At 45.6% G+C, this 24680-nt stretch carries 24 protein-coding genes; 20 read left to right on the top strand and 4 right to left on the bottom strand.

Annotation, left to right across the window (positions count from 1 at the left end; translation table 11 throughout):
• The first annotated feature begins 141 nt into the window (after window positions 1-141).
• The 3 genes from IRJ18_RS03240 to IRJ18_RS03230 all read left to right on the top strand — a co-directional run bounded on the left by IRJ18_RS03240 (window position 142) and on the right by IRJ18_RS03230 (window position 3833).
• Window positions 142-1398 (top strand): pyridoxal phosphate-dependent aminotransferase, encoded by a 1257-nt coding sequence (locus tag IRJ18_RS03240; protein WP_194104759.1) that lies wholly within the window; start codon window positions 142-144, stop codon window positions 1396-1398.
• 114 nt (window positions 1399-1512) lie between these two features.
• A complete protein-coding gene (locus IRJ18_RS03235) occupies window positions 1513-2223 on the top strand; it encodes an SAM-dependent methyltransferase (protein ID WP_194104758.1) in 711 nt (236 codons plus the stop codon).
• Between the two features lie 5 nt (window positions 2224-2228).
• Entirely contained in the window at window positions 2229-3833 is a 1605-nt protein-coding gene (locus tag IRJ18_RS03230; protein ID WP_194104757.1) for an FAD-dependent monooxygenase, read from the top strand.
• 24 nt (window positions 3834-3857) lie between these two features.
• On the opposite strand, the gene IRJ18_RS03225 is transcribed toward IRJ18_RS03230, so the two are convergent.
• On the bottom strand, window positions 3858-5393 hold the full coding sequence (locus IRJ18_RS03225; RefSeq protein ID WP_194104756.1) for a hypothetical protein: 1536 nt from the start codon (window positions 5391-5393) through the stop codon (window positions 3858-3860).
• A 216-nt stretch (window positions 5394-5609) separates the two neighbouring features.
• Window positions 5610-6068 (bottom strand): hypothetical protein, encoded by a 459-nt coding sequence (locus tag IRJ18_RS03220; RefSeq protein ID WP_194104755.1) that lies wholly within the window; start codon window positions 6066-6068, stop codon window positions 5610-5612.
• A 129-nt stretch (window positions 6069-6197) separates the two neighbouring features.
• On the opposite strand from IRJ18_RS03220, the gene IRJ18_RS03215 reads away from it, so the two are divergent.
• Window positions 6198-6599, top strand: coding sequence for a hypothetical protein (locus tag IRJ18_RS03215; protein WP_194104754.1), 402 nt, complete (start codon window positions 6198-6200; stop codon window positions 6597-6599).
• Between the two features lie 26 nt (window positions 6600-6625).
• Here the strand turns inward: IRJ18_RS03215 and IRJ18_RS03210 are convergent, their stop codons facing one another.
• Both IRJ18_RS03210 and IRJ18_RS03205 read right to left on the bottom strand, forming a co-directional pair.
• Window positions 6626-7855: an exo-beta-N-acetylmuramidase NamZ family protein gene (locus IRJ18_RS03210; RefSeq protein WP_194104753.1), complete on the bottom strand. Its 1230-nt coding sequence runs from the start codon at window positions 7853-7855 to the stop codon at window positions 6626-6628.
• Window positions 7856-7983: 128 nt separating this feature from the next.
• Window positions 7984-10803: a carboxypeptidase-like regulatory domain-containing protein gene (locus tag IRJ18_RS03205; RefSeq protein WP_194104752.1), complete on the bottom strand. Its 2820-nt coding sequence runs from the start codon at window positions 10801-10803 to the stop codon at window positions 7984-7986.
• A 208-nt stretch (window positions 10804-11011) separates the two neighbouring features.
• On the opposite strand from IRJ18_RS03205, the gene IRJ18_RS03200 reads away from it, so the two are divergent.
• The 16 genes from IRJ18_RS03200 (at window position 11012) to IRJ18_RS03125 (ending at window position 24676) form a co-directional block, all read left to right on the top strand.
• Window positions 11012-11347, top strand: coding sequence for an L-rhamnose mutarotase (locus tag IRJ18_RS03200; protein ID WP_194104751.1), 336 nt, complete (start codon window positions 11012-11014; stop codon window positions 11345-11347).
• Window positions 11348-11412: 65 nt separating this feature from the next.
• Window positions 11413-12150, top strand: coding sequence for a hypothetical protein (locus IRJ18_RS03195; RefSeq protein WP_194104750.1), 738 nt, complete (start codon window positions 11413-11415; stop codon window positions 12148-12150).
• A 524-nt stretch (window positions 12151-12674) separates the two neighbouring features.
• The gene (locus IRJ18_RS03190) at window positions 12675-13490 is read left to right on the top strand and encodes a DUF2249 domain-containing protein (protein ID WP_194104749.1); all 816 of its coding nucleotides are present in this window, start codon (window positions 12675-12677) and stop codon (window positions 13488-13490) included.
• Entirely contained in the window at window positions 13487-14773 is a 1287-nt protein-coding gene (locus IRJ18_RS03185) for a heme-copper oxidase family protein (protein WP_194104748.1), read from the top strand. The genes IRJ18_RS03190 and IRJ18_RS03185 overlap by 4 nt, the downstream gene beginning before the upstream one ends.
• A complete protein-coding gene (locus IRJ18_RS03180; protein ID WP_194104747.1) occupies window positions 14760-15092 on the top strand; it encodes a metal-sulfur cluster assembly factor in 333 nt (110 codons plus the stop codon). Before IRJ18_RS03185 ends, IRJ18_RS03180 begins: the two co-directional genes overlap by 14 nt.
• Complete coding sequence (locus IRJ18_RS03175) at window positions 15092-16273, top strand: hypothetical protein (RefSeq protein WP_194104746.1); 1182 nt, start codon at window positions 15092-15094, stop codon at window positions 16271-16273. The genes IRJ18_RS03180 and IRJ18_RS03175 overlap by 1 nt, the downstream gene beginning before the upstream one ends.
• Window positions 16274-16455: 182 nt before the next feature.
• Window positions 16456-17406: an iron-sulfur cluster repair di-iron protein gene (gene ric / locus IRJ18_RS03170; protein WP_194104745.1), complete on the top strand. Its 951-nt coding sequence runs from the start codon at window positions 16456-16458 to the stop codon at window positions 17404-17406.
• A gap of 38 nt (window positions 17407-17444) precedes the next feature.
• Window positions 17445-17873: an RrF2 family transcriptional regulator gene (locus tag IRJ18_RS03165; protein WP_194104744.1), complete on the top strand. Its 429-nt coding sequence runs from the start codon at window positions 17445-17447 to the stop codon at window positions 17871-17873.
• A 139-nt stretch (window positions 17874-18012) separates the two neighbouring features.
• Complete coding sequence (locus tag IRJ18_RS03160) at window positions 18013-18510, top strand: c-type cytochrome (protein WP_228072508.1); 498 nt, start codon at window positions 18013-18015, stop codon at window positions 18508-18510.
• Window positions 18511-18528: 18 nt separating this feature from the next.
• Window positions 18529-20511: a Sec-dependent nitrous-oxide reductase gene (gene nosZ / locus IRJ18_RS03155; protein WP_194104743.1), complete on the top strand. Its 1983-nt coding sequence runs from the start codon at window positions 18529-18531 to the stop codon at window positions 20509-20511.
• Between the two features lie 60 nt (window positions 20512-20571).
• On the top strand, window positions 20572-21147 hold the full coding sequence (locus IRJ18_RS03150) for a hypothetical protein (protein ID WP_194104742.1): 576 nt from the start codon (window positions 20572-20574) through the stop codon (window positions 21145-21147).
• A 17-nt stretch (window positions 21148-21164) separates the two neighbouring features.
• Window positions 21165-21584, top strand: a complete 420-nt coding sequence (locus tag IRJ18_RS03145; protein WP_194104741.1) for a nitrous oxide reductase accessory protein NosL — start codon at window positions 21165-21167, stop codon at window positions 21582-21584.
• Window positions 21584-22816 carry a nitrous oxide reductase family maturation protein NosD gene (locus IRJ18_RS03140; protein WP_194104740.1) on the top strand — a complete coding sequence of 411 codons (1233 nt, stop codon included), beginning with the start codon at window positions 21584-21586 and terminating at the stop codon, window positions 22814-22816. The genes IRJ18_RS03145 and IRJ18_RS03140 overlap by 1 nt, the downstream gene beginning before the upstream one ends.
• Window positions 22801-23517, top strand: coding sequence for an ABC transporter ATP-binding protein (locus IRJ18_RS03135; protein ID WP_228072506.1), 717 nt, complete (start codon window positions 22801-22803; stop codon window positions 23515-23517). Before IRJ18_RS03140 ends, IRJ18_RS03135 begins: the two co-directional genes overlap by 16 nt.
• Entirely contained in the window at window positions 23511-24278 is a 768-nt protein-coding gene (locus IRJ18_RS03130; RefSeq protein WP_194104739.1) for an ABC transporter permease subunit, read from the top strand. The genes IRJ18_RS03135 and IRJ18_RS03130 overlap by 7 nt, the downstream gene beginning before the upstream one ends.
• Entirely contained in the window at window positions 24278-24676 is a 399-nt protein-coding gene (locus IRJ18_RS03125; RefSeq protein WP_194104738.1) for a hypothetical protein, read from the top strand. Before IRJ18_RS03130 ends, IRJ18_RS03125 begins: the two co-directional genes overlap by 1 nt.
• The last annotated feature ends 4 nt before the right edge of the window (window positions 24677-24680 follow it).

The following is a 24680-nucleotide window of genomic DNA, read 5'->3' as shown; positions in this document are numbered from 1 at the left end:
GTATAAATACCAGCACACCAGCATGTTTTATTGAATAAGCCTTTGTGGCTTCTATGTAAAACCTTAGTGCCTTTATGGTTAAATCTACCATCGCCACAGAAAAACCGCTATATTTGCCCACTGATTACAAAAACCTACAAAATGAGTGTATCTGTATTGGCGCAAAACCTGCGCGGCTCTGAAATTATAAAAATTGCCGGCGAAATTAACGAACTAAAAAAACAAGGGCAAAATATTGCCAACCTTACTATCGGCGATTTCGACTCGAACTTATATCCTATTCCTGATGCTTTAAAAGCGGGCATTGTAGCTGCTTACGGACATAACCAAACCAACTATCCACCGGCTGACGGTGTGCTTGATCTTCGCGAAAGTGTAAGCGAATTTTTAGAGAAAAGACTTGGCCTGAAATATAAAGCTAATGAGATACTGATCTCAGGCGGTTCACGCCCATTGATATATTCTATCTTCCTGGCTGTTGTTGATCCGGGCGATACCGTTGTTTTCCCCGCGCCATCATGGAACAACAACCATTACAGCGATTTAACCAACGCCAATGCCGTTATTGTACAAACCCGGCCCGAGAATAATTTTATGCCTACGGCAAATGAACTGCGCCCGCATTTAAAGGGCGCTACCCTACTGGCCTTATGTTCGCCGCTGAACCCCACGGGCACCATGTTTAAAAAGAAAGATCTGGAAGAAATATGCGACCTGGTTATTGCCGAAAACAAAACCCGCAAAGCCGGTGAGAAACCGTTATATATTTTATACGATCAGATATATTCGCAGCTAACCTTTGGCGAGCATCAACACTATAACCCGGTAACTTTGCGCCCTGAATTACGTGATGTGACCATATTTGTAGATGGTGCATCAAAATGCTTTGCATCTACCGGTGTGCGTGTGGGCTGGGGATTTGGCCCGGCTAAAATTATTGATAACATGAAGGCCATTGTAGGCCATATGGGTGCCTGGTCGCCAAAAGCCGAACAAGTAGCCATGGCTGATTTTCTGCGTCAGGAAAGCGCTGTTAATGAATACCTGGACGATCTGAAAACCAAGATACAGGCCAGTTTGACTACCCTGCACGAAGGTTTCCAGGCTTTGAAAGCTGAAGGTTTTAAAGTTGATTCTATTGAACCGATGGGCGCTATATATCTTACTGTAAAAGTGGATTACGGTGGCAAAACTACCCCTGATGGGGACCTGATAAAAGATTCGGCCGATGTAAATTTTTACCTGATAAAAGAAGCTAAGGTGGCTTTAGTGCCGTTCTCGGCGTTTGGTACCGATGAAACCGAAAATTGGTTCAGGGCATCTGTAGGGGCATGTTCTTTACAGGATATTAAAAATATGCTGTCAAGGATTAAGGCTGCATTGGAGAAGTTGAAATAAACATCCAAACTGTCATTGCGAACGACAGCGTGGCAATCTCGTAGTATGATTGCAAACTACGAGATTGCCGCGTCGCTATGCCCCCTCGAAATGACATAACTTAATATAATACGTATGCCCACCGGAACCCTCTTCCTCATCCCCGTACCATTGGCTGAAGAAGCTGCGGGCAAATCTTTTACGCCGTATTTGGTGGATACGATAAACCATATCAGTGAGTATATTGTAGAGAACGAGAAAACCGCGCGCCGCTTTTTAAAAGAGGCGGGCCTAAAAACACCTCAAAGCGAACTACTGATACACGATTACGGTAAGCATAACCGTGATAAGAACGATAATGACTTTTTTAAAGGCTTATTAGCCGGTAAAGATGTGGGCCTGATGAGTGAAGCCGGTTGCCCCGGTGTAGCCGATCCCGGCGCAGAGATAGTGGCCGAAGCGCACCGCAAGGGCATTAAAGTAGTCCCGTTGGTAGGCCCAAGTTCTATTTTGCTGGCGCTGATGGCATCGGGCTTTAACGGGCAAAGCTTTACTTTTCATGGCTATTTGCCGATAGATAAAGCTGACCGAGCACGCAAAATAAAAGAACTGGAAAGCCAGGCCGAACGCCTGAAGCAAACCCAGTTATTTATAGAAACCCCCTTCCGCAATAACCCCATGCTGGAGGAGATTTTACGCAGTTGCAAACCCAGCACCCGATTGTGTATTGCCGCCAACCTTACCGGTGTAAATGAGATGGTTAAAACCCAAACCATTGCCGCCTGGAAAAAACAAATTCCCGACCTGCACAAACAACCTGCTATATTTTTGTTGTTTCATTCTTAAACAGTATGAACATCTCCGCGGAACATACCACCGTATTAATTGTCGGCGCTGGCCCCTCGGGTTTAATGATGGCTGCGCAATTACTGCGCTATGGCATTCAGCCTGTAATTATTGATAGTCGGCAGGGGCCAACCAGTCATTCCAAGGCATTGGCTGTACAGGCACGTTCGCTGGAGATCTATCGGCAGTTGGGGGTAGTAGATAAAGTACTGGCCGGGGGCAAACCGGGCAAGGGCATAGCTTTTTACGAGGAGGGAAAACCCGGCGCGCAGCTGCTGTTGGGTAATGTAGGCAATGTAAATACACTTTATCCTTACATATTATTGTATCCCCAAAGCAGTAATGAACGTGTATTGCTTGACTATTTAACCCTGAATTGCTGCCCGGTTTACTGGAATACTACGCTAACCAGTTTAACACAAACTACTACGCTGGCCACCGCAAATATTGAAAGCAACGGGATTAGCCAAACCATTACTGCCGATTGGGTAATAGGTGCCGATGGGGCGCACAGCCCGGTACGCAAGTCGTTAAACATCCCGTTTAACGGGGACACTTACAAAAGCCTGTTCTATTTGATAGACGGTAAATTATCTGAAAAGTTTGATATCGACCTCATCCGGGTTTTTCTGTCGAACAAAGGTTTAGTTGGGTTTTTCCCCATGCCTGATGAAGGTTACTACCGCATTATAGGCAACCTGCCCGATAGCCTTAAACACAATGAAGAATTAAAACTGGATGAAATACTGCCTTCGCTTAACAAAGTGGTTGGGCATGAGGTAACGGTTGAAGATTGCCGCTGGCTGATCACCTACAAATTACATCATCGCATGGCTGACAGTTTCAGGCAAAACCGATGCTTTCTGATTGGCGACGCAGCACATATCCACTCGCCGGTTGGCGGGCAAGGGATGAATACCGGCTTACAGGACGCGTATAACCTGGCCTGGAAACTGGCGTTGGTGATTAATAAAAAGGCGAATGAAAGCCTGCTTAACAGCTATGCCGAAGAGCGTATGCCTGTAGCTAAAAAGCTGCTTAAAACTACAGACAGCGCCTTCACTTTTGCTATGTCTAACAGTTTCATTTCTAACCTGTTTAAGAAATATGTCATGACACGGTTGCTTCATTTTATGTGGGGAAAGGAGCGTATCCGCAAGTTCTTTTTCCTTACGGTATCACAAACCGGTATCAGCTATCGCGAAAGTAAACTGAACCTGCATTTAAGCCAGGCAAAAACCATTAAAGCCGGCGACCGCCTGCCTTATTTAACCGTGTTTGACGAGAAGCGCCAGGAAGAAACAGACCTGCACCAATGGTGTTTCAAACCAGGTTTTACGCTTATATTAATGGGCAAGCTAATTGAGGAAGACCTGTTTAAAGTTGCCAAATGGATCACTCAAAACCATAATGGGTATATCAATTTTTACTATCTGCCGCCATCGGATAAGAACCAGCAGGTGTTTGATGCCTTCGAGGTTGGCCAGGGCCAGCACCGCACGCTATTAGTACGCCCGGATATGCACATCGGGTTTATGAATGATGCTATTGACCTTGACCGCATGGATAGATATCTACAGGGAACTGTTGGAATATCACATTCAAACTAATCTTAAATCTTTAACCTCTAATACCTACTTCAGGTGCCTTGCTTTAAATTGCGCCATGTATAATGATGCCGGGGTTAAACCGTCCTTGTTTTGTCCTTCCCATTCGCCATCCATACGGCCTTTGAATGCGCCATCGGCTTTTTTTCCATGGAAGCCAATGCAATAGTTAGTCCCGCTTACCCATGGCTTTTGCACCACGGCCGATTTTGCCGTGCAATTCCAAACTACCTGGGTAACACCTGCCCAGCCATGCCCGCTACCCATATACTGGCGGTCCTGTACGTTAATCTGGCCGTCTGAAACAATATTATCAAACAACGTGCCCGATGCCCAGCGGTGGTGCGGGCCAATATCGGCGTGTTCATTTTTGGCGGTACTATTATAAAACACATTAGGACCACAAACGCGCGCGCCGGTAACATAATCGTGCCGGCCTTCTTCGGCGTGGCAATTCATAAACAGGTTAAGCTGGCCCACGTTGTTAAACGAATAGCGCCGCCCACCGGTGATCTGCGATTTCTGGTCGAGGCATTTGCAATTATTGACCGTGATGTTGCACGAACCGCCTTCGGTACTTACACAGGCATAACCAAAGTAGTACGAACTGACGTTGCGCACCCAGCCGTTCTCGATATTAGAATAACCTACCGCTATCCAGCCATGGTCTTCGTCGGTATCACTGGTATATTCCGATTCAAAACGGATATCCTCTACCCCAACCTCGTTGATGCGACCGGGGGTGCTGTATTTATAGATAGCGCCGCCGCCGTATTTAGCATCCATTTCCATCACTACCGGGTTATCCATAAATATTTTATTCCCTTCAATTTTGTTGATATTACGTTCAAATTGCAGATCGTACTCACCCGGCTTCCATTGCTTAGTGCCCTGGCGTTCCTGTATCTGGTCCATTTTCAGGTCGTGTATCCAGTTTTCGGGGCTTGGGCGAAACAGGATGATCCTATCGCCAACCTTTAAGCCCGCGGTTGACGCCACATTGAACGATTTAGCGCCCGTCGGTACAAAATCATCGGTGATCTTTATCTTTTCACCTTCTACCCTGATCCCTTTTTTGCCCACTACGTTAATTAATGTGCGCTGGCCTTTGTCCGCAGCTACCAGCACTGTACCATTCTTTGCATCGCCCTCACCGCGCAGCACAATGCCGCCGGTATGGATATACAGGCTGTCGGCTATTTTATAAACCCCTTTTTTAAGCAGGATAGCGCCGCGGAAGCCCTTAGCGTCTGGTTGGCGTTGGGCTACTTCATTTATAGCATCCTGTATCAATTGACGGGCGTTACTGCCATCTTTAGGCGCTTCAAGGGTTTTCACTACGGCTACATCCGGAATGGCTGTATCCTGTTCGTGATAACCTACCCGGCTAAAATCGGGGATGGTATTGCCGCGGTCATCGGGATGGTAGGTTAACGAACCGTCGGCGTTCTGCGTTACAAATTTAGATTGCCAGCCGTCTTTATTGCCGGCTTTAAAAGCAAACGCGGCAATTGTTATTGCGGCCAATGCTACTATTGACGTGCGGGTATTTAAGTTTATCATATAGGTTTAACGGATTGGTGATACCGTATAGCTAAATTGATGAATTTCAGCGAATGCCGAATGCCGCATGTTGGCTAAATGTTCAGTTAAATTGGCGGTGGTTACTAATTAAAACAGATATATTGCAGATATTCGTCCTAATTATAGCTCTATTGGTATACTATGTTTTAGTATCATAGCTTAACTCGCGGCACAACAAATGCTTTACCGCTCATATTACTTTTTTAATTCAAAAACGTATTCCAATCGACCGGGGGTTACGCCATTATACAAGGTGGCTTTTTGGTGGCTAAATACAAACGATGAACCGCTAAGGGACACAATTTTGCACTCTACCGGACTTGAAGGCAGGTTAACATTGATCAGGGTAAAGCTGGTATCTGCATGCAAAACATAGCGGCCGCTTTCGCCCAACGGATTGGTTGGTGCAGGGTCCAGATTCTCTACCCAGGTATTATCGGCGTTAAACTGAAAAAAATAATAAGCCGGTTCGGCATATCCAGTCCCGTTGTTTATGGCCTTCCCTGTTGAATCGCGCGGAATAACGGTTACCGAGATTATATTCCATTTGCCGGTTATCCCATTTCCTGTTTGTAAAGCTGGTGTAGTTACCGGGGCCTTTTTGCAGGCCGCAAACGTTAAGCTAAATAAACAGAGTATAACTATTTTCTTCATGTATATAGGTTTGCCTGTATATACCGTATTTTATTTAAAAACGTTGCTTTATTATTAAAAGAGGCTAAGGCATGCTAATCAAAAAAACAGCAAGGCAACCTTTGTTCGTCAGTCGTCGTTATCCCGAATATGAAAACAAACCTTTTAGCAATTTTTTGTGGCTGTGCAGTCTTATTTACGGCAGCATGTAAAAAAAGCTCAACACCCGACCCTGTAACTACCAGGAAAATTAAATTTATACTTTATACCGATAAAGATTTCTCGGGCGATAATGGTAATATCCAATTCAAACTATCTATACAAAAATTGCCCAATCAAATACTTTGGGATTCGGTATTACCCCCAATGAGGATTAAAGACATCCCCAACCTGGCCCATAAATTAGTTGTAGAAAAAGCAGTGCCCGGCAATGACGATACTACTATAAAAGCCGGATTTACTTATACTATAGAAAATGTGGGAAATTCCTGGTACTATGATATAAGTAATGAGGGGGAAAAATATAAGGAGATACTGTTTAATTTTCAGTAGCGGAAAACGCTTACGCTGCGATTTAATTAATCCGGGTATAAAAGATACTTTGCCCGTATAGCCTTAAACTTTTGCAATCCCGGTTCCCAGCTTTTCCTGATTTCAGTTTCAGGAACCCCGGCTATTATCTGCTTTCTGAGTTGATCTGTACCTATACGCAGATCGAATGGAGATACACCGGTACTGGCCCTCTCTTCAGCAAAAAAATGGGCTTTGTCAGGATAAGCATGATATAATTCAATAACCCATGCCAAATTGATCTGGCGGCTTTTGCGTAAATTGTTGACATCATAATTACGAAGGTCGAGGCCATAGCAAACAGAGTCTTTATGATTGGGGGTCTCACTCATTCCGGGGATACTTAACGGTTTGTATGAAAATGAATATTTGCCCCGTAATGCGGGTGCACCCAAAACAGTAAATGGCATATACGTGCCCCGGCCTTCGTTAATAGCTGTCCCTTCAAACATGCACAGGCTGGGGAAAAGCATTACGGCTTGCTGTGTATTTAAATTTGGTGAAGGATGTATGGGTAATACATAAGGCATGTTATGATTGTAATTGGCAATTTTTATAATAGTTATTTTGCATTGCTGCTTTAGGTACCCCTCGCCGTTAAGGTATTGTGCAAATTCTCCTATGGTCATGCCATGGGCCATTGGCGTATGATGTATCCCAATACCCGATTTAAATTTATCATCAGTCATTACCGGCCCATCCAATAAGTATCCGTTAGGATTAGGCCTGTCAAGTATTAGCAGTTCTTTGTTGTTTTCTGCACAGGCCTGCATTACATGTTCAAGCGTATTGATATTAGTATAAAAGCGGCAACCCACATCCTGGATATCAAAGATCATCAGATCGATATCTGCCAGTTGTTCTGCTGTCGGTTTTTGGTTTTTGCCATATAACGAGATAATTGGAATGCCGGTTTTCGCATCTTTCTCATCGCCTACCACAGCTCCATTACTGGCATTGCCTCTAAACCCATGCTCGGGCCCAAACACTTTTATAATTTTAACTCCCAGGCTTAATAAACTGTCTACGCTGTTTTTCTTACCAATCAGGGAACTTTGGTTGGCCACCAGGCCAATTCGCTTTCCATTTAAATAAGGCAAATATTTTTCAGTCTGGTCGGCGCCTGTAATAATTCCCCGCTTATTAAATGCATGTTGCTTTGTTAATGCACTTTGTGCAGTACAATTAATGTTGCTGATAGCCAAAAGCGTAAAAAAAAGTATAGCAGTAAATCTCATCACGTCAGGAGGTTTTATTTGACTTTAATAATATTGTTCAAAATACAAAATTGAAAGAACTTCATCTGTATAAAATAAAAAAGGACCGTACAATATGGCACGGCCCTTTTTCATTTGTTAATCAAATGTTATTTCCCACCTGCAACGGTTACCTTTTGGGTTTGATAGCCAACCTTGCCATTTAAATCGCCGCCTTCCATAGTGATGGTGTAGGTAGCCGGTTTATCTGCAGCAAAGAACGATAGGGTGGCCTCGCCACTTTGGTTGGTTACTACTGCCGGCTCCCAATGGATGGTAGACCGCAGATCGCCGTATTTACTGGTGGGGTTTGCAACGGTATATCTTGGGCGGTAAAAGGTTTTGGGCAAAGTGCTTTTCAACGGTTTGTAAACGTATATGCCATTAGCCTTCCGCATAAACGGACCATTGCCCGAACGGGTGGTTATCTCGATAAAAGCTGTTGCTGAACCACGCGCGCCGGCCGGGTTTTCAGCCAATATTTCATCGGAAGTTAAATTCCTGTTACTATACCGCGCAGTGTTCCTTGATGAGTATTGAACTTCTATCCCTTTAATATCTTCGGCGGTAAAATAATCAAGATATTGTTTAATATAGATGTAATAATCATTTTGCAGAGGGGCACCTTCAGTAGCCTCCATCGGGGTATAAAACCTGTTCAAATCTATACCATCAAATATAAAACGCACTTTTTTGTCTTTTAAAAAATAAGTCAAATTATGGCTCCTGGGCGGATACCCTACCCTGAAATCTTTTACCTTTTGCTCTAAAAGATCGCCTAATGATGTTTTGTTGGCTTCCTCTATAGTTTGCTCATCAATTATCTGGTCGGCCTCGCCCCCATCGTTAAGGTTGGCCGATCCTTTAATAATAGCCTGATTGCGTATGGTTACCATATTTAGCATACGGCCCTGCGGGCCATATACGGCCTTATCCAGATCGTTATGATAGGTGGGATTAGTTTTTACATAATTAAGCATGGCAGGGTCGCTGTTTACATACCATGGCGCAGCGTGGGGTATATTGGCTTTTATAACGTCGGGGGCAATATTTTCATCAACCGTGATACCCGCATTAATTACTTTATGCCGTTTGTTCATGGCCTGCAAAACAAACGTAGCGCTGTCAATAGGTGGGAAATGTTTAAATACAAACCGGCCCTGCGCATTGGTTAAGGTATCTTTAATATAGTGGTACCGCCCGGTAGCCAATAAGGTTACTTCGGCATTTGCTATTGGCTTATTAAGCAGGTTACCTACATAACCGTTAACCGTATATTCATACTCGGGGTTAAACGTTGGTTTAGCCTGGGCGTTAATAGCAGCCCAATCATACCCCACCCAGCCCTGGGTAAGCAGTAATGCGTCCAGCGCCTGCCAGGCCATTTTATCGCCGCTAAAATAGTAGGCGGGGTCTTCAACAAAGCCTTTCAGGTCTGCCGAGAGCAGGAAATGGGTTAAAATGTTATCGGCGTTTACGCTATCGGTTTTAACCTGGGTATCATCGGTAACCGCTACCGAGAAGCTGCCTATAACCGGTTTGCCCGATGGGTCCTTCACTGTAATTTTTAAAGGGATGCTATCGTGCGGGGCAAAATTTTGCTGCCCGGGCGCTATGCTTATTTTTAGGTTATCATGATGCTCAACAAAAGTCAGCCGCTCGTTAAGTGGCTGGCTTTGCGCGTTTAGCAATGTAAAATGTACTATCCCGGTAGGGAACAAACTTTTAGCCACATGTACAGTTGCAAAAGCTTTGGTAGTGGGTATCCCGGCGCCAAAGCAAACTACGCCGCGCGCCTGGCCAACCAAATAATAAGTATTGCCGGGTTTAACCAGGTCGGCGCTTAAAAACACCGATACGTCCATACTATCGCGTGCAGCAAGGTTACGCACGCGTATCTCTGTCCCCGATTGCTTTATAACCGGTAACGGTATATCTTTTGTTTGGCCATCGGGCAGGTTAACTTTCGCAATATATACGTCGCCCGCCTGCGGGGCAAGGTCAACCGTTCCCATGCCTTTATAAGCAGATGCAAATGATACCACATCTTCGCCGGCGGCATTCACTATTTTACCACTGATAGCTACCCCGTGCCCGTCATCGCCCACAGCCTTAAAACCAATGTGCGATGGCAGCCCGGCCACAATGTAGCCCCCCTCGGGCATAAACTGTACATCAACATCTTTAGCGCGGTGTGTAACTACCGGTACGGCAGCTTGCTTCTTGTTATCTTTATCCTGCGCTACTAATACCAGGTTTTTTACCGGGGTTTTATCGGGTAGCGGAAAGTTTACGTCCAGCATACCTTCGGCTGTAGTTTGCGCGGTGCCTTTAAATAAAGTTTTTTTTCCATCTGTTACCCGCAGGTTTAAAGGCCGTAAACCTACCGATTGATTATCCAGGCTGGTAAACTTCATAGCCATTTTTATATGGTTGGCATCGGCCAGTGTGCTGCCTGCATTAACCAGCCATGTTTGTTTTTTAGGATTAGCTACATAAAAGGCCTTATTAAAAAAGTAATCCTGGCCAAAGTTGCGCATCCAATTAGTGTAGGCGCGTATACTTACTGATCCTTCGCGGATACCCTCTAACGATATATTGCCCCAGGTGATACCCACCCCCATTGGAATAGCCATGCGGCGCAGTACCTTGCTGCTATCGTTTAATACTTCCACATATAACCGGCTGCTTAAACGCGAGTAATTAAGATTAGAATTTAATAAATATGCTTTAAACCAAATGGTATCGCCCACGGCATAATAGGGCTTATCAAACTGCATGTACAGTTTTTCGGCGGGCATGCGGTTGTTAAAAGTATCAATTTTAGCAATAATGTTATTGATACCGGTTTGCGCTTTTACTAATTGCGCGGCACATATCAACAGTGTTACGGCCAATAACTTGAGGTAGGGGTATTTGAATAGATTCATAAAAAGGTGTAGACGTAAGGTCAATTAAGCGGATTAGACATGTTTGAACATCAAAGGTTTAATTATAGCGCATAAATATCTCGTTGTTTTCCTGGATAAAAATAACAGGGGAGATTAATAGTTAACAGGAGATTAAATTTATAATGTTTTGCCGATATAATATCATGCAATATGTATTATTTTTGATGCCTGCATATAACCATTACCTATGAAAAGATACTGCTTAGCGCTTGACCTTGTAAACGACCCTGCCCTGATAACCGAATATGAAGCCTATCATCAAAATGTATGGCCCGAAATTAAGGACAGCATTACCAGCGCGGGCATTACCAGCATGGAAATATACCGTTTTGGCAACCGCCTGTTCATGATCATGGAAACAGATGGGTCTTTCAGCTTCGCCCGCAAAGGTGAAATGGATGCCCTTAACCCAAAAGTGCAGGAATGGGAACAACTGATGTGGAAATATCAGCAGGCCATTCCCGGCGCCAGGTCTGGCGAAAAATGGGTGCTGATGGACCGAATATTTAAGCTGGAAGAGTAGAGGGTATCCTCAGTCGTAGCTTATTTAACCGATCTGCTGCTAAGTGATATGCCTCAATAAATCAGGTGATACAGATCATTCGCCTGCCTGTGGTTGTTTGTATCTTTAATTTGCGGATTAGTAATGTTGACTTTTTTAATATGTGGTGGCAATATCTTTTAGTATTTATCGGTTCGTTTTTGTTTGATGTGGTGCCTTTTCCTTTTCCTCCGGCTTTTACAATTATGGTATTTCTTCAAATTGCCTACGGATTAAACATTTGGTGGGTTATTATTATAGGGGTCATGGGGTCAATTGCAGGAAGGTATGTGCTTACCTTATATATTCCGTTTTTAGCAAACAGGATATTCAGGAAATCAAAAAATGAAGATGTGCAATTTCTTGGCGATCAAATTAAAGCAAGGGGTTGGAAAGGCCAAATAGCCATACTCGCTTATACCCTGCTACCTCTGCCTACCACACCCTTGTTCCTGGCAAGTGGCATGGCAAGAATAAATGCGGCTTACATTATGCCAATTTTTTTTGTGGGTAAGTTTACAAGCGATGCGATCACCGTGAATCTTGGGAAATACGTCTCGGAGAATACCCAAAACATATTTGCCGAAGGATTTTCCTGGAAATCTGTTTCCAGTTTAATCATCGGGTTGATCTTCCTGTCTGCCATTCTATTTATCGATTGGCGCTCGATAATACAAAAGAAAAAATTAGTAGTAGATTTTATGATATGGAAGAACAAGCATTCCGGGAATGGGGCGAATGAGATCAACAAAAAAGCCCCAGGTTCTCATGCCCGGGGCTTCTAACTTAAATGTAGCGGGGAGCAGGATCGAACTGCCGACCTTAGGGTTATGAAGCCCTCAGAGTTTAATTTTAATTGGCTCCACATGGTTTAATATGAATATTAGGTCATTTTACAGACCATTTTAAACCGGTATTGGGGCTATGAAAGTGATAGTAATCATGTGCGCGCTGGAAACAAGTATGGATGCAAGAGGTCATCGGTTCGACTTCGATATTTTCTATTACTAATTTCAGAACTTTACGAGACTTTCACGGGCCAACAAGCCAGTCCATACGATCCGGCGAGCATGCCCGCAATGATGAACCTTGCAATGGGCGGCACCCGCAAGAACCGCGTCAGTGACGGTATGAGCAGCAGGATCATACCTAAAGCCAGCATGGTCGTGGCGGGGCTTTGCAACGGAAGGCTAAAGACGGTTTCCATAACGAAAAATAGGCTTTCAGCAGCTTGCTTTGCTGTCCCCTGTCACGCTTAAACATGACAGGGATCATATTTTGAGCGGGCCTTTGTGCGCAAATTTGCGGGATGCAAATAACGATTGACGCTAATACCAAGATCAGCCAGTTACTGGAAGTTAACCGGGAGTTGGTCATCAACACCCTGGTTGGTCTGAACCAGAAATTCGCTCGGCTAAAAAATCCTATACTGCGGGGATTGTTCGCGAAACGCGTCAGCGTTGCTGATGCCTGCAAAATCTCCCATACACCCTTATCGGATTTTTTGTGGAGTATGGAGCAGATCGGTTTCCGGGTGGCGAAAGTGACGCCCACCACAGTTATATGTTCGTCGGTTCCGGCATTCGCCGAACCACGCGATTACTTGGAACTGGATGTACGTCCGATCCTTGCCGACGGTCGCGACCCGCTAAAAGAGATCTTAGCGGCGGTGAAGCTATTGGAAGTGGAACAAGGTTTAAAGCTGATCAATTCTTTCGAACCCTTACCGCTGATTCACCTGCTGGCCGAAAAAGGCTTTGCCCATCGTGTGACCAGCGAAGCGCCTGATCTGGTGATCACTTGTTTTAACCAGGTGGCGGCTGGCCCTTTAACAAGGCTGCCGGTGGCTACGGAACCCGTAGTGGATGGCGAGTTATTTGACCGGACCCTGGCCGGGTTTAGTCCCCAAAATATCACTTATGTCGATGTTCGGCAATTAGAAATGCCCAAACCAATGCTGACGATTTTGGAAAGAACATCCGCAATTAGAGTAGGGAAACCCTTGTTCGTTTATCATAAAAAGATTCCTATATACCTGCTGCCAGAACTGGAAAAACAGGGCCTGGCCTATTTGTTTAAAAATATTGGCCCCGGTGATGTACACTTATTGATTTTGAGGAAATGACCGCTATCAAACAAAATCCCGGGCTTTACCGGATCGTGGTTACCCACTACGCCGTATCGGCCTGCTGTTTCCTGGCGCTCACATTGCTTATGCTGCTTTCGGTTAAGGCATTTACCGGGCACTATTTTCATCCCCAGATACTGGCGATAACCCACCTCGCCGCACTCGGCTGGGGTACACTGATCATTATGGGCGCATCTTACCAATTGATCCCTGTAGTATTAGAGACCGATCTCTACAGCGAAAAACTGGCCTGGTTGAGCTTCGGCCTTTTTTTGCCAGGCATGGTCGGCTTGGTCTGGTCTTTTTGGACCTTTATACCAGGTATCCATATGCAATGCAGCGCTTTGCTGCTGCTAACCAGTAGCATCCTGTTTACAGTTAATGTTTACTTAACCGGGTGCAAAAAGCAACAGGAAACAATTCAGGAGGATTTTATCTTCAGTGCCTGTCTTTGCCTTTGCTTTACCGTTGCCTTAGGCGCGGCGTTGGTCTTTAATTTTACCATGCAGATATTTTCTCAGGATTCACTGCACTTTTTAAAGCTGCATGCCCATCTTGGCCTGATCGGCTGGTTCCTGCTGATGCTGATTGGTGTAAGCTCCAAGCTGATCCCCATGTTTCTTGTATCCCGTTATCAGGGCACCCGGCTGCTGACCTGGAGTTACTACCTAATCATCAGTGCCCTATTATATTTCCTGATCGATGCTTATTTATTCGGGCTTAGTTACCGCACCTATATTATGTTCCTGATCGGCGGTGCCGGCCTGGCGTGTTATTTTGTATTTCTTTATAAATGCCTTCGTTCACGCTTGCGCAAACAAATTGACCTGCCGATGCTGAACAGCTTTCTTTCTTTTATCTTATTAAAAATTGCGGTGCTGCTGGTGCCTTTCATTATTTATTTCCACCTCAAACATAACCCGGCAACGATTCGGTTTTCCATGGTCTATGGGGAACTGATGTTCATGGGCTGGATCACCTCGCTGATCTTAGGACAAACCTTCAAGACCCTGCCGTTTATTGTTTGGGTTAAACACTATGAGCACCTGACAGGGAAATTTAAAACGCCGTTGCCGTCCGATCTGTTCGCAGACTACTTGCTGAAAGCGCAAACCATTGCTTTCCTGATATTTTGTGTCACTTTCATGCCCGGCTGCTATTTCATGTGGTTACCGCTAATCTATACCGGTGTTACCGCCCTTATGACTACAGCGCTGTTGTATATATGTAATGTTTGTATTGTTATCTTTCATCAAACCCGCACTTATGGCCAGCTTTGATATCACCGACCCGTTGTCTTTTTTAAAGGCGGAAATTATGGAAACCCTGCGCCTGGTCATCGACCCGGAACTGCATATCAATATCATCGACCTGGGCCTGGTTTATGGTATTGCCATAGATGCGGACAATAGGGCGGTACTGGTGACCATGACCTTGTCTTCCGCATATTGCCCCATGGGCGAAAGTATCATTTCGGCAGTGAAAAACTGTATCGAAGGGCATTATACAGGCTACACGGCCGAGGTGGTGCTGGTTTGGCAACCCGTATGGTCTTATGACAGCATTTCGGAGGAAGGTAAACGTTTATTGGGCCTCTGATGCGACATTTACAAAGTATTCCTTTTACCCGCCTTGCATTGTTCAACTTTATCGTGTTGTCGCTTTGGGGCGTTGTCCTCCGCTATATGCAACTTGCTGGCCTGCCCTTCAATTACCAGTATTTGCTGCATGCGCATTCTCATTTTGCATTTTCAGGCTGGATGTTCCTGGCCATAGCTTTCCTGATAGCGCGCCATTGCAGCAACGGGAAGTTATCCACCGAGTTCTGTTGGGTACTCATTTTGGCGCAAGTAAGCGCCTGGGGCATGTTGCTGAGTTTTTCGCTACAGGGGTACCGGGCAGTTTCGATCACCTTTTCAACGCTTTTTGTGCTGGTCGGCTTTCGTTTGGCTTACCTGGTATGGAAAAGTAAGGGTTTACATACTGCGGTCAACACACCTGCCCGTCTGATGATCAGTTATTCATTGATTTTCCTTTGCCTGTCGGCGTTGGGCCCATTTGCACTGGGGCCATTGGCGGCGCGCGGAATGAAAGCCCAGTCTGTTTACCAGGACGCGATCTATTTTTACCTGCATTTTCAATTGAATGGCTTCATGGAACTGGCTGTACTTGGCCTTTTGGCAAGAAGGTTGTCGATTGGCATGGTGACAACCGACGATAAGCGCTGGCTACACATATTTACTTTATCTGTAATGCCTTTATACCTGATCTTTTGTTTATGGTCACATCCCGCTTCACCGGTATGGTGGATAGCGGGAACAGGTGCAAGTCTTCATTTGCTCAGTTGGTTGGTCCTTGCCACGCGTTACCGCGATTGCTGGCTACAGTTGAGCTGGCCGGAAAGGCTTGCCCTGGTAGCCCTGACCCTGAAATGCCTGCTGCAACTGGTAGTCTGTTTTCCACTGATCGGGGAATGGACCTTTCTCAACCGCAACCTGATCATCGGTTATATCCATCTTCTGACGCTGGGAATTGTGATGCCGTTATTAATCGGACAATTCATCCGTGGGGGATATCTGCGGCAGAATGCATCGACAGCGCGGCTACTTGGTGTTTATATGCTGCTGGTTGTACTTTATTTGTTTTTGCTATTCCTGCAACCGTTGCTGGGTTTAGTTGGTATCATTATTCCCTTTTACCAATTATCCCTATTCATTATTAGCGTTTTATTCTTTTGCTGGGGAATCAGTATCTGGATTAAAACAGCCGCTTCATTATAAAGAAAGTCGCTTGATCTTCACGGATTGCAGTATTTCGAAAGAGACTTAGGTAATGAACTCCTTCAAAAGCGTTACCCGGCAACACCTTTTATGTTATGATCTATTTAATATTGTGATACACATCATTTTTCGCTTATCTAATAAAAGATATGTTTGTCTTTTATTAATTAAAACATATTAAAATGGAAGTATTAGACATTCTGGACGTGACGGTGATAGAGCCCCGCTTTAAACACCCAACGATCTTTGACAAATTCGATTCGCTCATCGGTGGCGAAGCCTTCATTATTCACAACGACCATGATCCCAAACCGCTTTATTACCAATTACTGGCCGAAAGGGGACAAGTATTTAACTGGGAATACCTTGAAAGTGGCCCTGAAGTTTGGCAGGTAAAAATTGCTAAAAGATCCGAGGCCGAAAATGCGGAAACCATAGGTCAAATTGTGGCCAAAGATTATCGGAAGGCACAGATATTTAAAAACATGGGCATTGATTTTTGTTGCGGCGGAAAAAAAACGATAGCGGAAGTTTGTGAGAAAAAGGGGATCGATCCTGCAGAGGTTGAACGCCAACTGGAAGCTGTGAAAGGTGAAGCCGCCAATAGCGAAAACGATTTCCAGAACTGGGATATCGGTTTTTTAAGTGATTACATTATTAACACGCACCACCGTTATGTGCGGGATAATACTCAGTTTATCATGGAAATTGCTCAAAAGGTAGCCCGTGTTCATGGCGATCGCCATCCCGAATTGGTACGTGTTGCTCAACTTTTCGAAAAGATCGGCAACGATCTGACACTCCATATGGTTAAGGAAGAAAAGATCTTGTTCCCTTTTATAAAGGAACTGGCCCATGTCTATAATTCCGGTGGCCTGCTGCCGGCTGCAAACTTTGGAAAGATAACAGTGCCTATCCAGGTAATGGATTCGGAACATGAACAGGTTGGGGGCGACTTTGAAACCATCCGGGAGATTACCGGTAATTATACCTTACCAGCGGATGCCTGCAGTTCCTACACCATACTTTTTAAAAAGCTGGAGGAATATGAGAACGACCTGTACCGCCATGTGCACCTGGAAAGCAATATCCTTTTCCCGAAAGCTATCCAGTTGGAAAAGGAATTGTCATAATGCTTGGTAATTGATAGGTTTGTAACACTTAAAAGGAAATGATATTATCCAAGTCATGTGAATATGCTATCCGCGCCACGGTGTACATCGCTTTAAAAAGCGGTCGTGGCGAAAAAGTGGGCATCATTGAGGTCGCCGAGGCGATCGGGTCGCCCATGCATTTCACCGGTAAGATCCTTCAAACCCTCGTTCGAAAAAAGTTGCTCACCTCGGCCAAAGGCCCAACTGGTGGTTTTTATCTTGAAAATGGCAGCCAACTGTTCCTGGTTGACATCATCCGCGCTATCGACGGCAATGGTTTATTCAGTGCCTGTGTACTCGGGCTCGAAAGATGTTCAGAAACACAGCCCTGCCCAATGCATGAGCAGGTGAAACCCATCCGGGAAATGTTACTGACGGAATTCTCTAAAAAGCCGGTCACCGAACTTGTCGCAGAGTTTGGCACGGGCGGATATTTCTTAAAATAAAAAAATTTGAAATAGTAAAAGATATAAACATCTTTTATTCCAACATCAAAACATGATGTAAATCATCTTTTTAACTGAGGATGATCATGTGGTACCCTAACACTTACCAATAGTTTTAACCCATAAAATAATTACAAAAATGAAAACGCAAAAAACCTTATTTCTCGCTGCTATCCTGGCCGGAATGACCCTTTTATTTGCTTGCGGACAATCTAACGGTGGGTCTGACGACTCAACTACTACTGCAGCGGCGCCCAATACGACCGCCCCAAGCGCGGACGTTGATCCGGAAGCCAAAAGTGATAGTAAAGGTATTGGTAAGTTTACCGATGTTAAGCTGGCCGCACTCGACCCTGCTATGGCGGCTAAAGGCGAGGCTGTATTTACCGCAAAATGTTCTGCCTGCCATAAAGTGACCGACCAGAAGGTTGTGGGTCCGGGCCTGCTTGGGGTAACCAAGCGCCGTACCCCTGAATGGATCATGAACCAAATTACCAACCCTGTGGAAATGGAAGCCAAAGATCCTGTTGGAAAAGCTTTGCTGGCTAAACACCTTACTCAAATGACCTTCCAGGATGTCAGTGATGAACAAACCCGTCAGCTACTGGAATACTTCAGACAAATTGATAGTAAATAAAAAAACGCTTACACAATCATGAAAATATTAAATTATAAATTAATACTTCCCGCCGCCGCGTTCCTGGCGGGCAGTGCACTGACTGGCTGTAAACCGGGACAAGGCGGTGCCAACACGGATGCCGACGCCGCAAAAAAAGTTTATGTAGCGCCAGGTAAGTATGACGAGGTCTACACCTTTATGTCTGGTGGGTTCAGCGGGCAGGTAGCTGCCTATGGGATACCTTCAGGGCGTTTATTAAAAGTGATCCCCGTATTTTCACAGAACCCTGAAAATGGCTGGGGCTATTCCGAAGAGACCAAGCCGATGCTGAATACCTCACACGGTTTTGTTGCATGGGATGACTCCCACCACCCCGAACTATCTAAAACCAATGGCGAAGATGATGGCCGCTGGCTGTTCATCAATGGTAACAATACTCCACGTATCGCGCGTATCAATCTTTCAACCTTTAAAACAGACGAAATCCTGGAATTGCCCAATATTGGTGGTAACCACGCTTCGCCATTCTGCACGGAAAATACCGAGTATGTAGTGGGCAATACCCGCTTCAGCGAGCCGCTTGATAATGCTGCCGGTGATGTGCCAATTGATAGCTATAAAAAAAACTTTAAAGGTGCGGTCTCTTTCGTGAAAGTTGATAAGGAAAGTGGTGCGATGAAATTGGCTTTCCAACTGATTGTGCCGCCCTTTAATTATGACCTGGCCCACGCAGGCAAAGGTCCGTCACATGACTGGATGTTCTTTACCTGTTATAATACAGAACAGGCACATACCCTGCTGGAAGTAAACGCCAGCCAGCGCGACAAGGATTTTGTGATGGCCATTAACTGGAAGAAAGCGGAAGAACTGATAGCACAGGGTAAAGGCACAAAAACGCCTGCTAAGTATGCGCATAACGTTTATAACGAAAAAACACATTCGGCAACCTCTGTTATGGAGAATGAAACTCAAACACTGGATGTGACCAAATTTCCAGGGTTAGTTTATTACATGCCATGTCCGAAATCACCACACGGTGTAGACGTAAGCCCGGATGGCGAAAGTATTGTTGCCAGTGGTAAACTGGCCGCTGTAATCCCAGTATTCTCTTACAAAAAGATGCTGGACGCCATCGATAAGAAACAATATGACGGTACTATCGACGGCGCGCTGCCGGTTTTAAAATATGAAGCAGTGTTGCGCGGCGAAGTGAAAAAACCCGGCTTAGGTCCGTTACACACCGAATTCGATGATAAAGGTTTCGCCTATACCACCATGTTCGTTTCATCCGAAGTGGTAAAATGGAAAGTAGATAACCTGGAGATCATCGACCGTTCACCGGCATTTTACTCGCCTGGCCACCTGTCTATTCCTGGTGGCGATTCTAAAAAACCGTATGGTAAATATGTCATCGTAATGGATAAGATTACTAAAGACCGTTACCTGCCGACTGGTCCGGAATTATGCCAGGCAGCTCAGTTGTTTGATATTTCAGGCAATAAAATGAAACTGTTGCTGGATTTCCCGACCATCGGTGAACCGCATTATGCACAGTCTATCCCGGCTGAAAAGATCGTAAAGAACCAGGTAAAATTCTTTAAACTGGCTGAGAACACAAATCCATATGCTGTAAAATCAGAGAAAGAAACCAAAGTAGTGCGGAACGGCAAACGAGTTGATGTTTACATGACTGCTATGCGTTCACACCTGGCTCCGGATAATATTGAAGGGATCAAAGTAGGTGACGAGGTATATATCCACGTGACCAACCTGGAGCAGGATTGGGATGTACCGCATGGCTTTGCAATTAAAGGCGCCAATAATGCGGAATTGCTGATCATGCCGGGTGAAACGACAACCCTGAAATGGAACCCTTATCAGCAAGGTATTGTTCCATTCTACTGTACTGACTTCTGCTCTGCGCTGCACCAGGAAATGCAGGGTTATTTCCGGGTATCTCCTGCAGGCTCTAATGTGCCTATCAAATTTTCTATCGGGGTTAACCCGGTAACCCAATAAATGCCGATCATAGCGTGTAGCCCGGTTCCAGGGCTACACGCTTATGCTAATTCCAAGATCATGAAAACTTTTACAAGAACGTTGATCTTCATCAGCTGTTTACTGATGTTGACTGCCTATTTTTTGCCCCTCTGGCACATCGGGTTAGAGGCGCCGCAATACCCCGAAGGACTGGAAATGAAGATTTGGCTGAACGGGTTGACCGGTAATATCGATCAGATTAATGGCCTTAACCATTATATCGGGATGAAGTTCATTTCAGTAGACGACTTTAAAGAATTCAAGATTCTGCCTTATGTTTTTGGCGCTTTGACTTTTGTAGGGTTACTGGCTGCGGTCTTAAAAAGCCGTCGCCTTTTGATTGTCTGGTTTGCAGGGCTTTGCCTGTTCGCTATTGTCGGCTTCGGCGACTTTTATATGTGGGAATATAATTACGGCCACAAACTTAATCCGCATGCCGCCATCAAAGTTGAGGGTATGAATTATCAGCCGCCACTGTTCGGCTATAAACAACTCCTGAATTTTACCGCTGGCTCCCTGCCGGATACCGGAGGGTTATTGGTGGGCCTGGGTGGCGTACTGGTAGCCATTGCAATTTTTTATCCTCCGAGACGCTCATCAAATCATACAAAATGAAATTGAACACATTGATTTTGTTACTATGCATCGGCTTGCTTGCTGCCTGCAGTTCCGGCCCTGAACCCATCAATTATGGTAAGGAAGCCTGTGCCCATTGCAAAATGACCATTATGGACAAGCGCTTCGCCAATGAACTGGTAACTGCACGGGGTAAAGTATATAAGTTCGATGCGATCGAATGTCTGACAGCATTTCTGAAAGAGAACCCCGCGCTGGCCACTGACGCCGGAAGCAGCTTCCTGATCCAGGATTATGAACACCCTGGTGCTTTCCAGGATGCACGCAAGGCCTGGTTCCTGCATGAAGCGGATCTTGCCTCTCCAATGGGCGGGAACCTGGCTGCTTTTTCAAAACGCGGCAGTGCGGAAAATGCAAAGCACGATCCGAAAGCAAATATCATGGACTGGCCAACTTTATTAAAACAAGATCGTTAATGAAAGGCCTGCTCAATCTCCTGTTTTTTTGCATACCGCTAGCTACCACCGGTCGGACCATCGTTGTTGCACCGGGTACATCGGTCAACAACCTGCGGCAGGCAGTGATACTGGCTGCCAACGGCGATACGATCCGCGTAAAAAAAGGCACCTATACCTCGCTGAATACCCTTGTTGATAAATCACTCACCATTATAGGTGAAGGGCAGCCGATGCTGGATGCGCGCTTTCGTGAAGAGGTACTGACGATCACCGCCGGCCATGTAAAACTGGACGGCTTTGTAGTTGTGAATACTAAAACAGGATCCATGCGTGATTTTGCCGCCATCCGGGTTAGTAACGCTGAAAATGTGACGCTCAGCAATAACATTCTGCGTAATAACTTTTTTGGGATCTACCTTTCCAACTGCCGCCATATCCAGGTATTGAGCAACCAGATCAGCGGTTCGAACGACATCGAAAACTCAGGGAATGGGATTCATTTGTGGAAATGCAAAGAGGTGTTGATCCGCGGGAACCATATCACCCGGCACCGCGACGGCATTTATTTTGAATTTGCTAAAAAATGCCTGATCGAAGACAATCTGAGTGAAAAAAACATCCGTTACGGTCTGCACTTTATGTTTTCTGATGATGATACTTACCGCCATAATACTTTTAGAAATAATGGTTCAGGCGTATCGGTCATGTACACACGGCGCATTGCCATGCTGAATAATACGTTTATAGAGAACTGGGGCAGTACCATCTACGGCGTCCTGCTCAAAGAGATCACCGATGCCCGCATCGAAGGCAACCACTTTATTCGGAATACGACCGGTATTTATATGGAGAATTCTGACCGCATCACGGTCACCCGTAACGATTTTATCTCTAATGGCTGGGCTATGCGTGTGTTAGCCAGCTGCAATAAAAATTATTTTACCCGAAACAACTACACTGGGAACTCTTTTGATGTGACCACCAATGGCACACTCAAAGAGATCTATTTTAGTGATAACTACTGGGACAAATACGAAGGCTACGATCTGGATAAGAATGGAACCGGCGATGTCCCGTACCGCCCCATAAGCATGTATGCCCAGATCATTGAACAGAACCCGCAAAGCGTGATGCTGATGCGCAGCTTTATCGTTAACCTGATCGATAAAGTAGAAAGGGCGATCCCCTCTATCACGCCGGAATCTGTAAAAGACGAAAAACCAAGAATAAAACCATGGAAAAGATCATAGCGGTCGAAGGACTGAAAAAATCATTTAGCCGCCTGGAGGTGCTGAAGAATGTCAGCTGTGGCTTTGAGGCCGGCGGCGTAGTGTCCATCCTTGGGCCTAACGCCTCGGGTAAAACCACGCTGATAAAGTCTATCCTGGGCATGGTCATCCCCGACAGTGGGAATATCCTGTTTAAAGGGCGCCCTGTGCTGAATACCTTTGACTACAAAAGTTATATTGGCTATATGCCGCAGATAGGGCATTATCCCGATAATATGCAGATTGGCCAGCTCTTTAAAATGGTGGTGGATATCCGGCAGCAGGAGGCATCCGATACGGACCTGTTAAAAACCTTCCGGCTGGAAAGCATGTATCAGAAAACCATGCGCACCTTATCCGGCGGCACCTTGCAGAAAGTAAGTGCTGCGCTGGCATTCATGTTCAGCCCGGATGTGCTCATTTTAGACGAACCATCGGCCGGGCTGGACCCCCTTGCCGCCGAAGCGCTGAAAGAAAAGATACTGGCTGAAAGGGCCAAAGGGAAACTGGTATTGGTCACCTCTCATATCCTGAGCGAGGCGGACGAGATCTCCGATCATATCCTTTATCTGTTTGAGGGGCGGATCGAATTTTATAAAACACTGCCGGACCTGAAAGCGGAGACCGGTGAACAAAAACTCAGCCGGGCTTTGACTAGGCTTTTAAGTACGACGCCATGCTAAAGATCGCTAAATATATCCTCCTGGATATTATCCGCAGTAAAGTGCTGCTGGCCTATACTTTATTATTGCTGGCGATCAGCCTGACCATCTTCATCTCTGATGCGGATGTGACCAAAGGCCTGGTAAGCATTACCACGGTGATCCTGATCATCGTTCCGCTGGTGAGTGTCGTTTATGCCACCACCTATTATTTTAACGCGGCAGAATTTACCGAGATGCTGGTAGCCCAACCGATCAGCCGCCGCAATATCCTGCTGGGTAAGTTTATCGGCATCAGCAGCGCGGTACTGCTGGCTTTTATCATCGGCGTCTGTATCCCGGTCGGCCTGTTCGCCTTCAACGCAACGGGCCTGACACTGATGCTTTCCGGCTGCTTGCTGACCCTGAGTTTCCTGTCGTTGGCCTTTTTTACCTCGGTGATCACCCGCGACAAAGCCAAAGGCATTGGCCTGGCGCTCATGATTTGGTTTTACTTCTCCATTATCTTTGACGGCCTTGTACTGCTGTTCCTTTATACCTTTGCCGATTATCCGCTGGAAAAAGCAATGATCGTGCTTACCGCTCTGAACCCCATTGATCTGGCCCGGATATTGATCCTGCTGCAACTGGATATCTCAGCCCTGATGGGTTATACGGGTGCACTGTACCAGCAGTTCTTTGGTAGCGGTTACGGCATCGCATTTTCACTGTTTATGCAGCTGGTCTGGATCATTTTGCCCCTGGGGCTGGCCTTACGCATATTTAAAAAGAAAGACCTCTGATGAAAAAATACTTATTGATCATTTTAGTTGCATTGACAACGACCTTCGACCGGGCTTCCGCCCAGGAAAAACTGGCCTTGAACCATGGTGCCAAATGGCAGGTTGATCAGCCAACCGCGAAAAATGTGGCCGCGCTCCGGCAATTGGTGACTGCCGGACAAAAAGCCGACCTGGCTGAGTACAACCGTGCCGGCGTGGCGCTGCAAAAAAGGATCGGCCAAATGATCCGGGAATGCCATATGAAAGGGGAAGCCCACCAGGCCCTGCATCATTGGCTGGAACCGCTGATGGAACAGGTCGTCCGGCTCAACAAAGCGACGGATGAAGCTGCCGCGCATTTAGCCTACCAACAGGCCCGTGACCAGCTGGCTTTATTTTCGCAATATTTCAGATCCTGAAGCC

It is taken from the genome of Mucilaginibacter boryungensis, assembly GCF_015221995.1.
GTDB lineage: Bacteria > Bacteroidota > Bacteroidia > Sphingobacteriales > Sphingobacteriaceae > Mucilaginibacter > Mucilaginibacter boryungensis.
Note: the sequence above shows the minus strand (reverse complement) of the source record. Positions and strands in the feature narration are given on the sequence as shown.

Excerpts from the sequence above, each read along its gene's own strand:
- IRJ18_RS03240 (WP_194104759.1), top strand. The coding sequence starts at position 142 with ATGAGTGTATCTGTATTGGCGCAAAACCTGCGCGGCTCTGAAATTATA.
- IRJ18_RS03235 (WP_194104758.1), top strand. The coding sequence starts at position 1,513 with ATGCCCACCGGAACCCTCTTCCTCATCCCCGTACCATTGGCTGAAGAA.
- IRJ18_RS03230 (WP_194104757.1), top strand. The coding sequence starts at position 2,229 with ATGAACATCTCCGCGGAACATACCACCGTATTAATTGTCGGCGCTGGC.
- IRJ18_RS03225 (WP_194104756.1), bottom strand. The coding sequence starts at position 5,393 with ATGATAAACTTAAATACCCGCACGTCAATAGTAGCATTGGCCGCAATA.
- IRJ18_RS03220 (WP_194104755.1), bottom strand. The coding sequence starts at position 6,068 with ATGAAGAAAATAGTTATACTCTGTTTATTTAGCTTAACGTTTGCGGCC.
- IRJ18_RS03215 (WP_194104754.1), top strand. The coding sequence starts at position 6,198 with ATGAAAACAAACCTTTTAGCAATTTTTTGTGGCTGTGCAGTCTTATTT.
- IRJ18_RS03210 (WP_194104753.1), bottom strand. The coding sequence starts at position 7,855 with ATGAGATTTACTGCTATACTTTTTTTTACGCTTTTGGCTATCAGCAAC.
- IRJ18_RS03205 (WP_194104752.1), bottom strand. The coding sequence starts at position 10,803 with ATGAATCTATTCAAATACCCCTACCTCAAGTTATTGGCCGTAACACTG.
- IRJ18_RS03200 (WP_194104751.1), top strand. The coding sequence starts at position 11,012 with ATGAAAAGATACTGCTTAGCGCTTGACCTTGTAAACGACCCTGCCCTG.
- IRJ18_RS03190 (WP_194104749.1), top strand. The coding sequence starts at position 12,675 with ATGCAAATAACGATTGACGCTAATACCAAGATCAGCCAGTTACTGGAA.
- IRJ18_RS03185 (WP_194104748.1), top strand. The coding sequence starts at position 13,487 with ATGACCGCTATCAAACAAAATCCCGGGCTTTACCGGATCGTGGTTACC.
- IRJ18_RS03180 (WP_194104747.1), top strand. The coding sequence starts at position 14,760 with ATGGCCAGCTTTGATATCACCGACCCGTTGTCTTTTTTAAAGGCGGAA.
- IRJ18_RS03175 (WP_194104746.1), top strand. The coding sequence starts at position 15,092 with ATGCGACATTTACAAAGTATTCCTTTTACCCGCCTTGCATTGTTCAAC.
- ric (WP_194104745.1), top strand. The coding sequence starts at position 16,456 with ATGGAAGTATTAGACATTCTGGACGTGACGGTGATAGAGCCCCGCTTT.
- IRJ18_RS03165 (WP_194104744.1), top strand. The coding sequence starts at position 17,445 with ATGATATTATCCAAGTCATGTGAATATGCTATCCGCGCCACGGTGTAC.
- IRJ18_RS03160 (WP_228072508.1), top strand. The coding sequence starts at position 18,013 with ATGAAAACGCAAAAAACCTTATTTCTCGCTGCTATCCTGGCCGGAATG.
- nosZ (WP_194104743.1), top strand. The coding sequence starts at position 18,529 with ATGAAAATATTAAATTATAAATTAATACTTCCCGCCGCCGCGTTCCTG.
- IRJ18_RS03150 (WP_194104742.1), top strand. The coding sequence starts at position 20,572 with ATGAAAACTTTTACAAGAACGTTGATCTTCATCAGCTGTTTACTGATG.
- IRJ18_RS03140 (WP_194104740.1), top strand. The coding sequence starts at position 21,584 with ATGAAAGGCCTGCTCAATCTCCTGTTTTTTTGCATACCGCTAGCTACC.
- IRJ18_RS03135 (WP_228072506.1), top strand. The coding sequence starts at position 22,801 with ATGGAAAAGATCATAGCGGTCGAAGGACTGAAAAAATCATTTAGCCGC.
- IRJ18_RS03130 (WP_194104739.1), top strand. The coding sequence starts at position 23,511 with ATGCTAAAGATCGCTAAATATATCCTCCTGGATATTATCCGCAGTAAA.
- IRJ18_RS03125 (WP_194104738.1), top strand. The coding sequence starts at position 24,278 with ATGAAAAAATACTTATTGATCATTTTAGTTGCATTGACAACGACCTTC.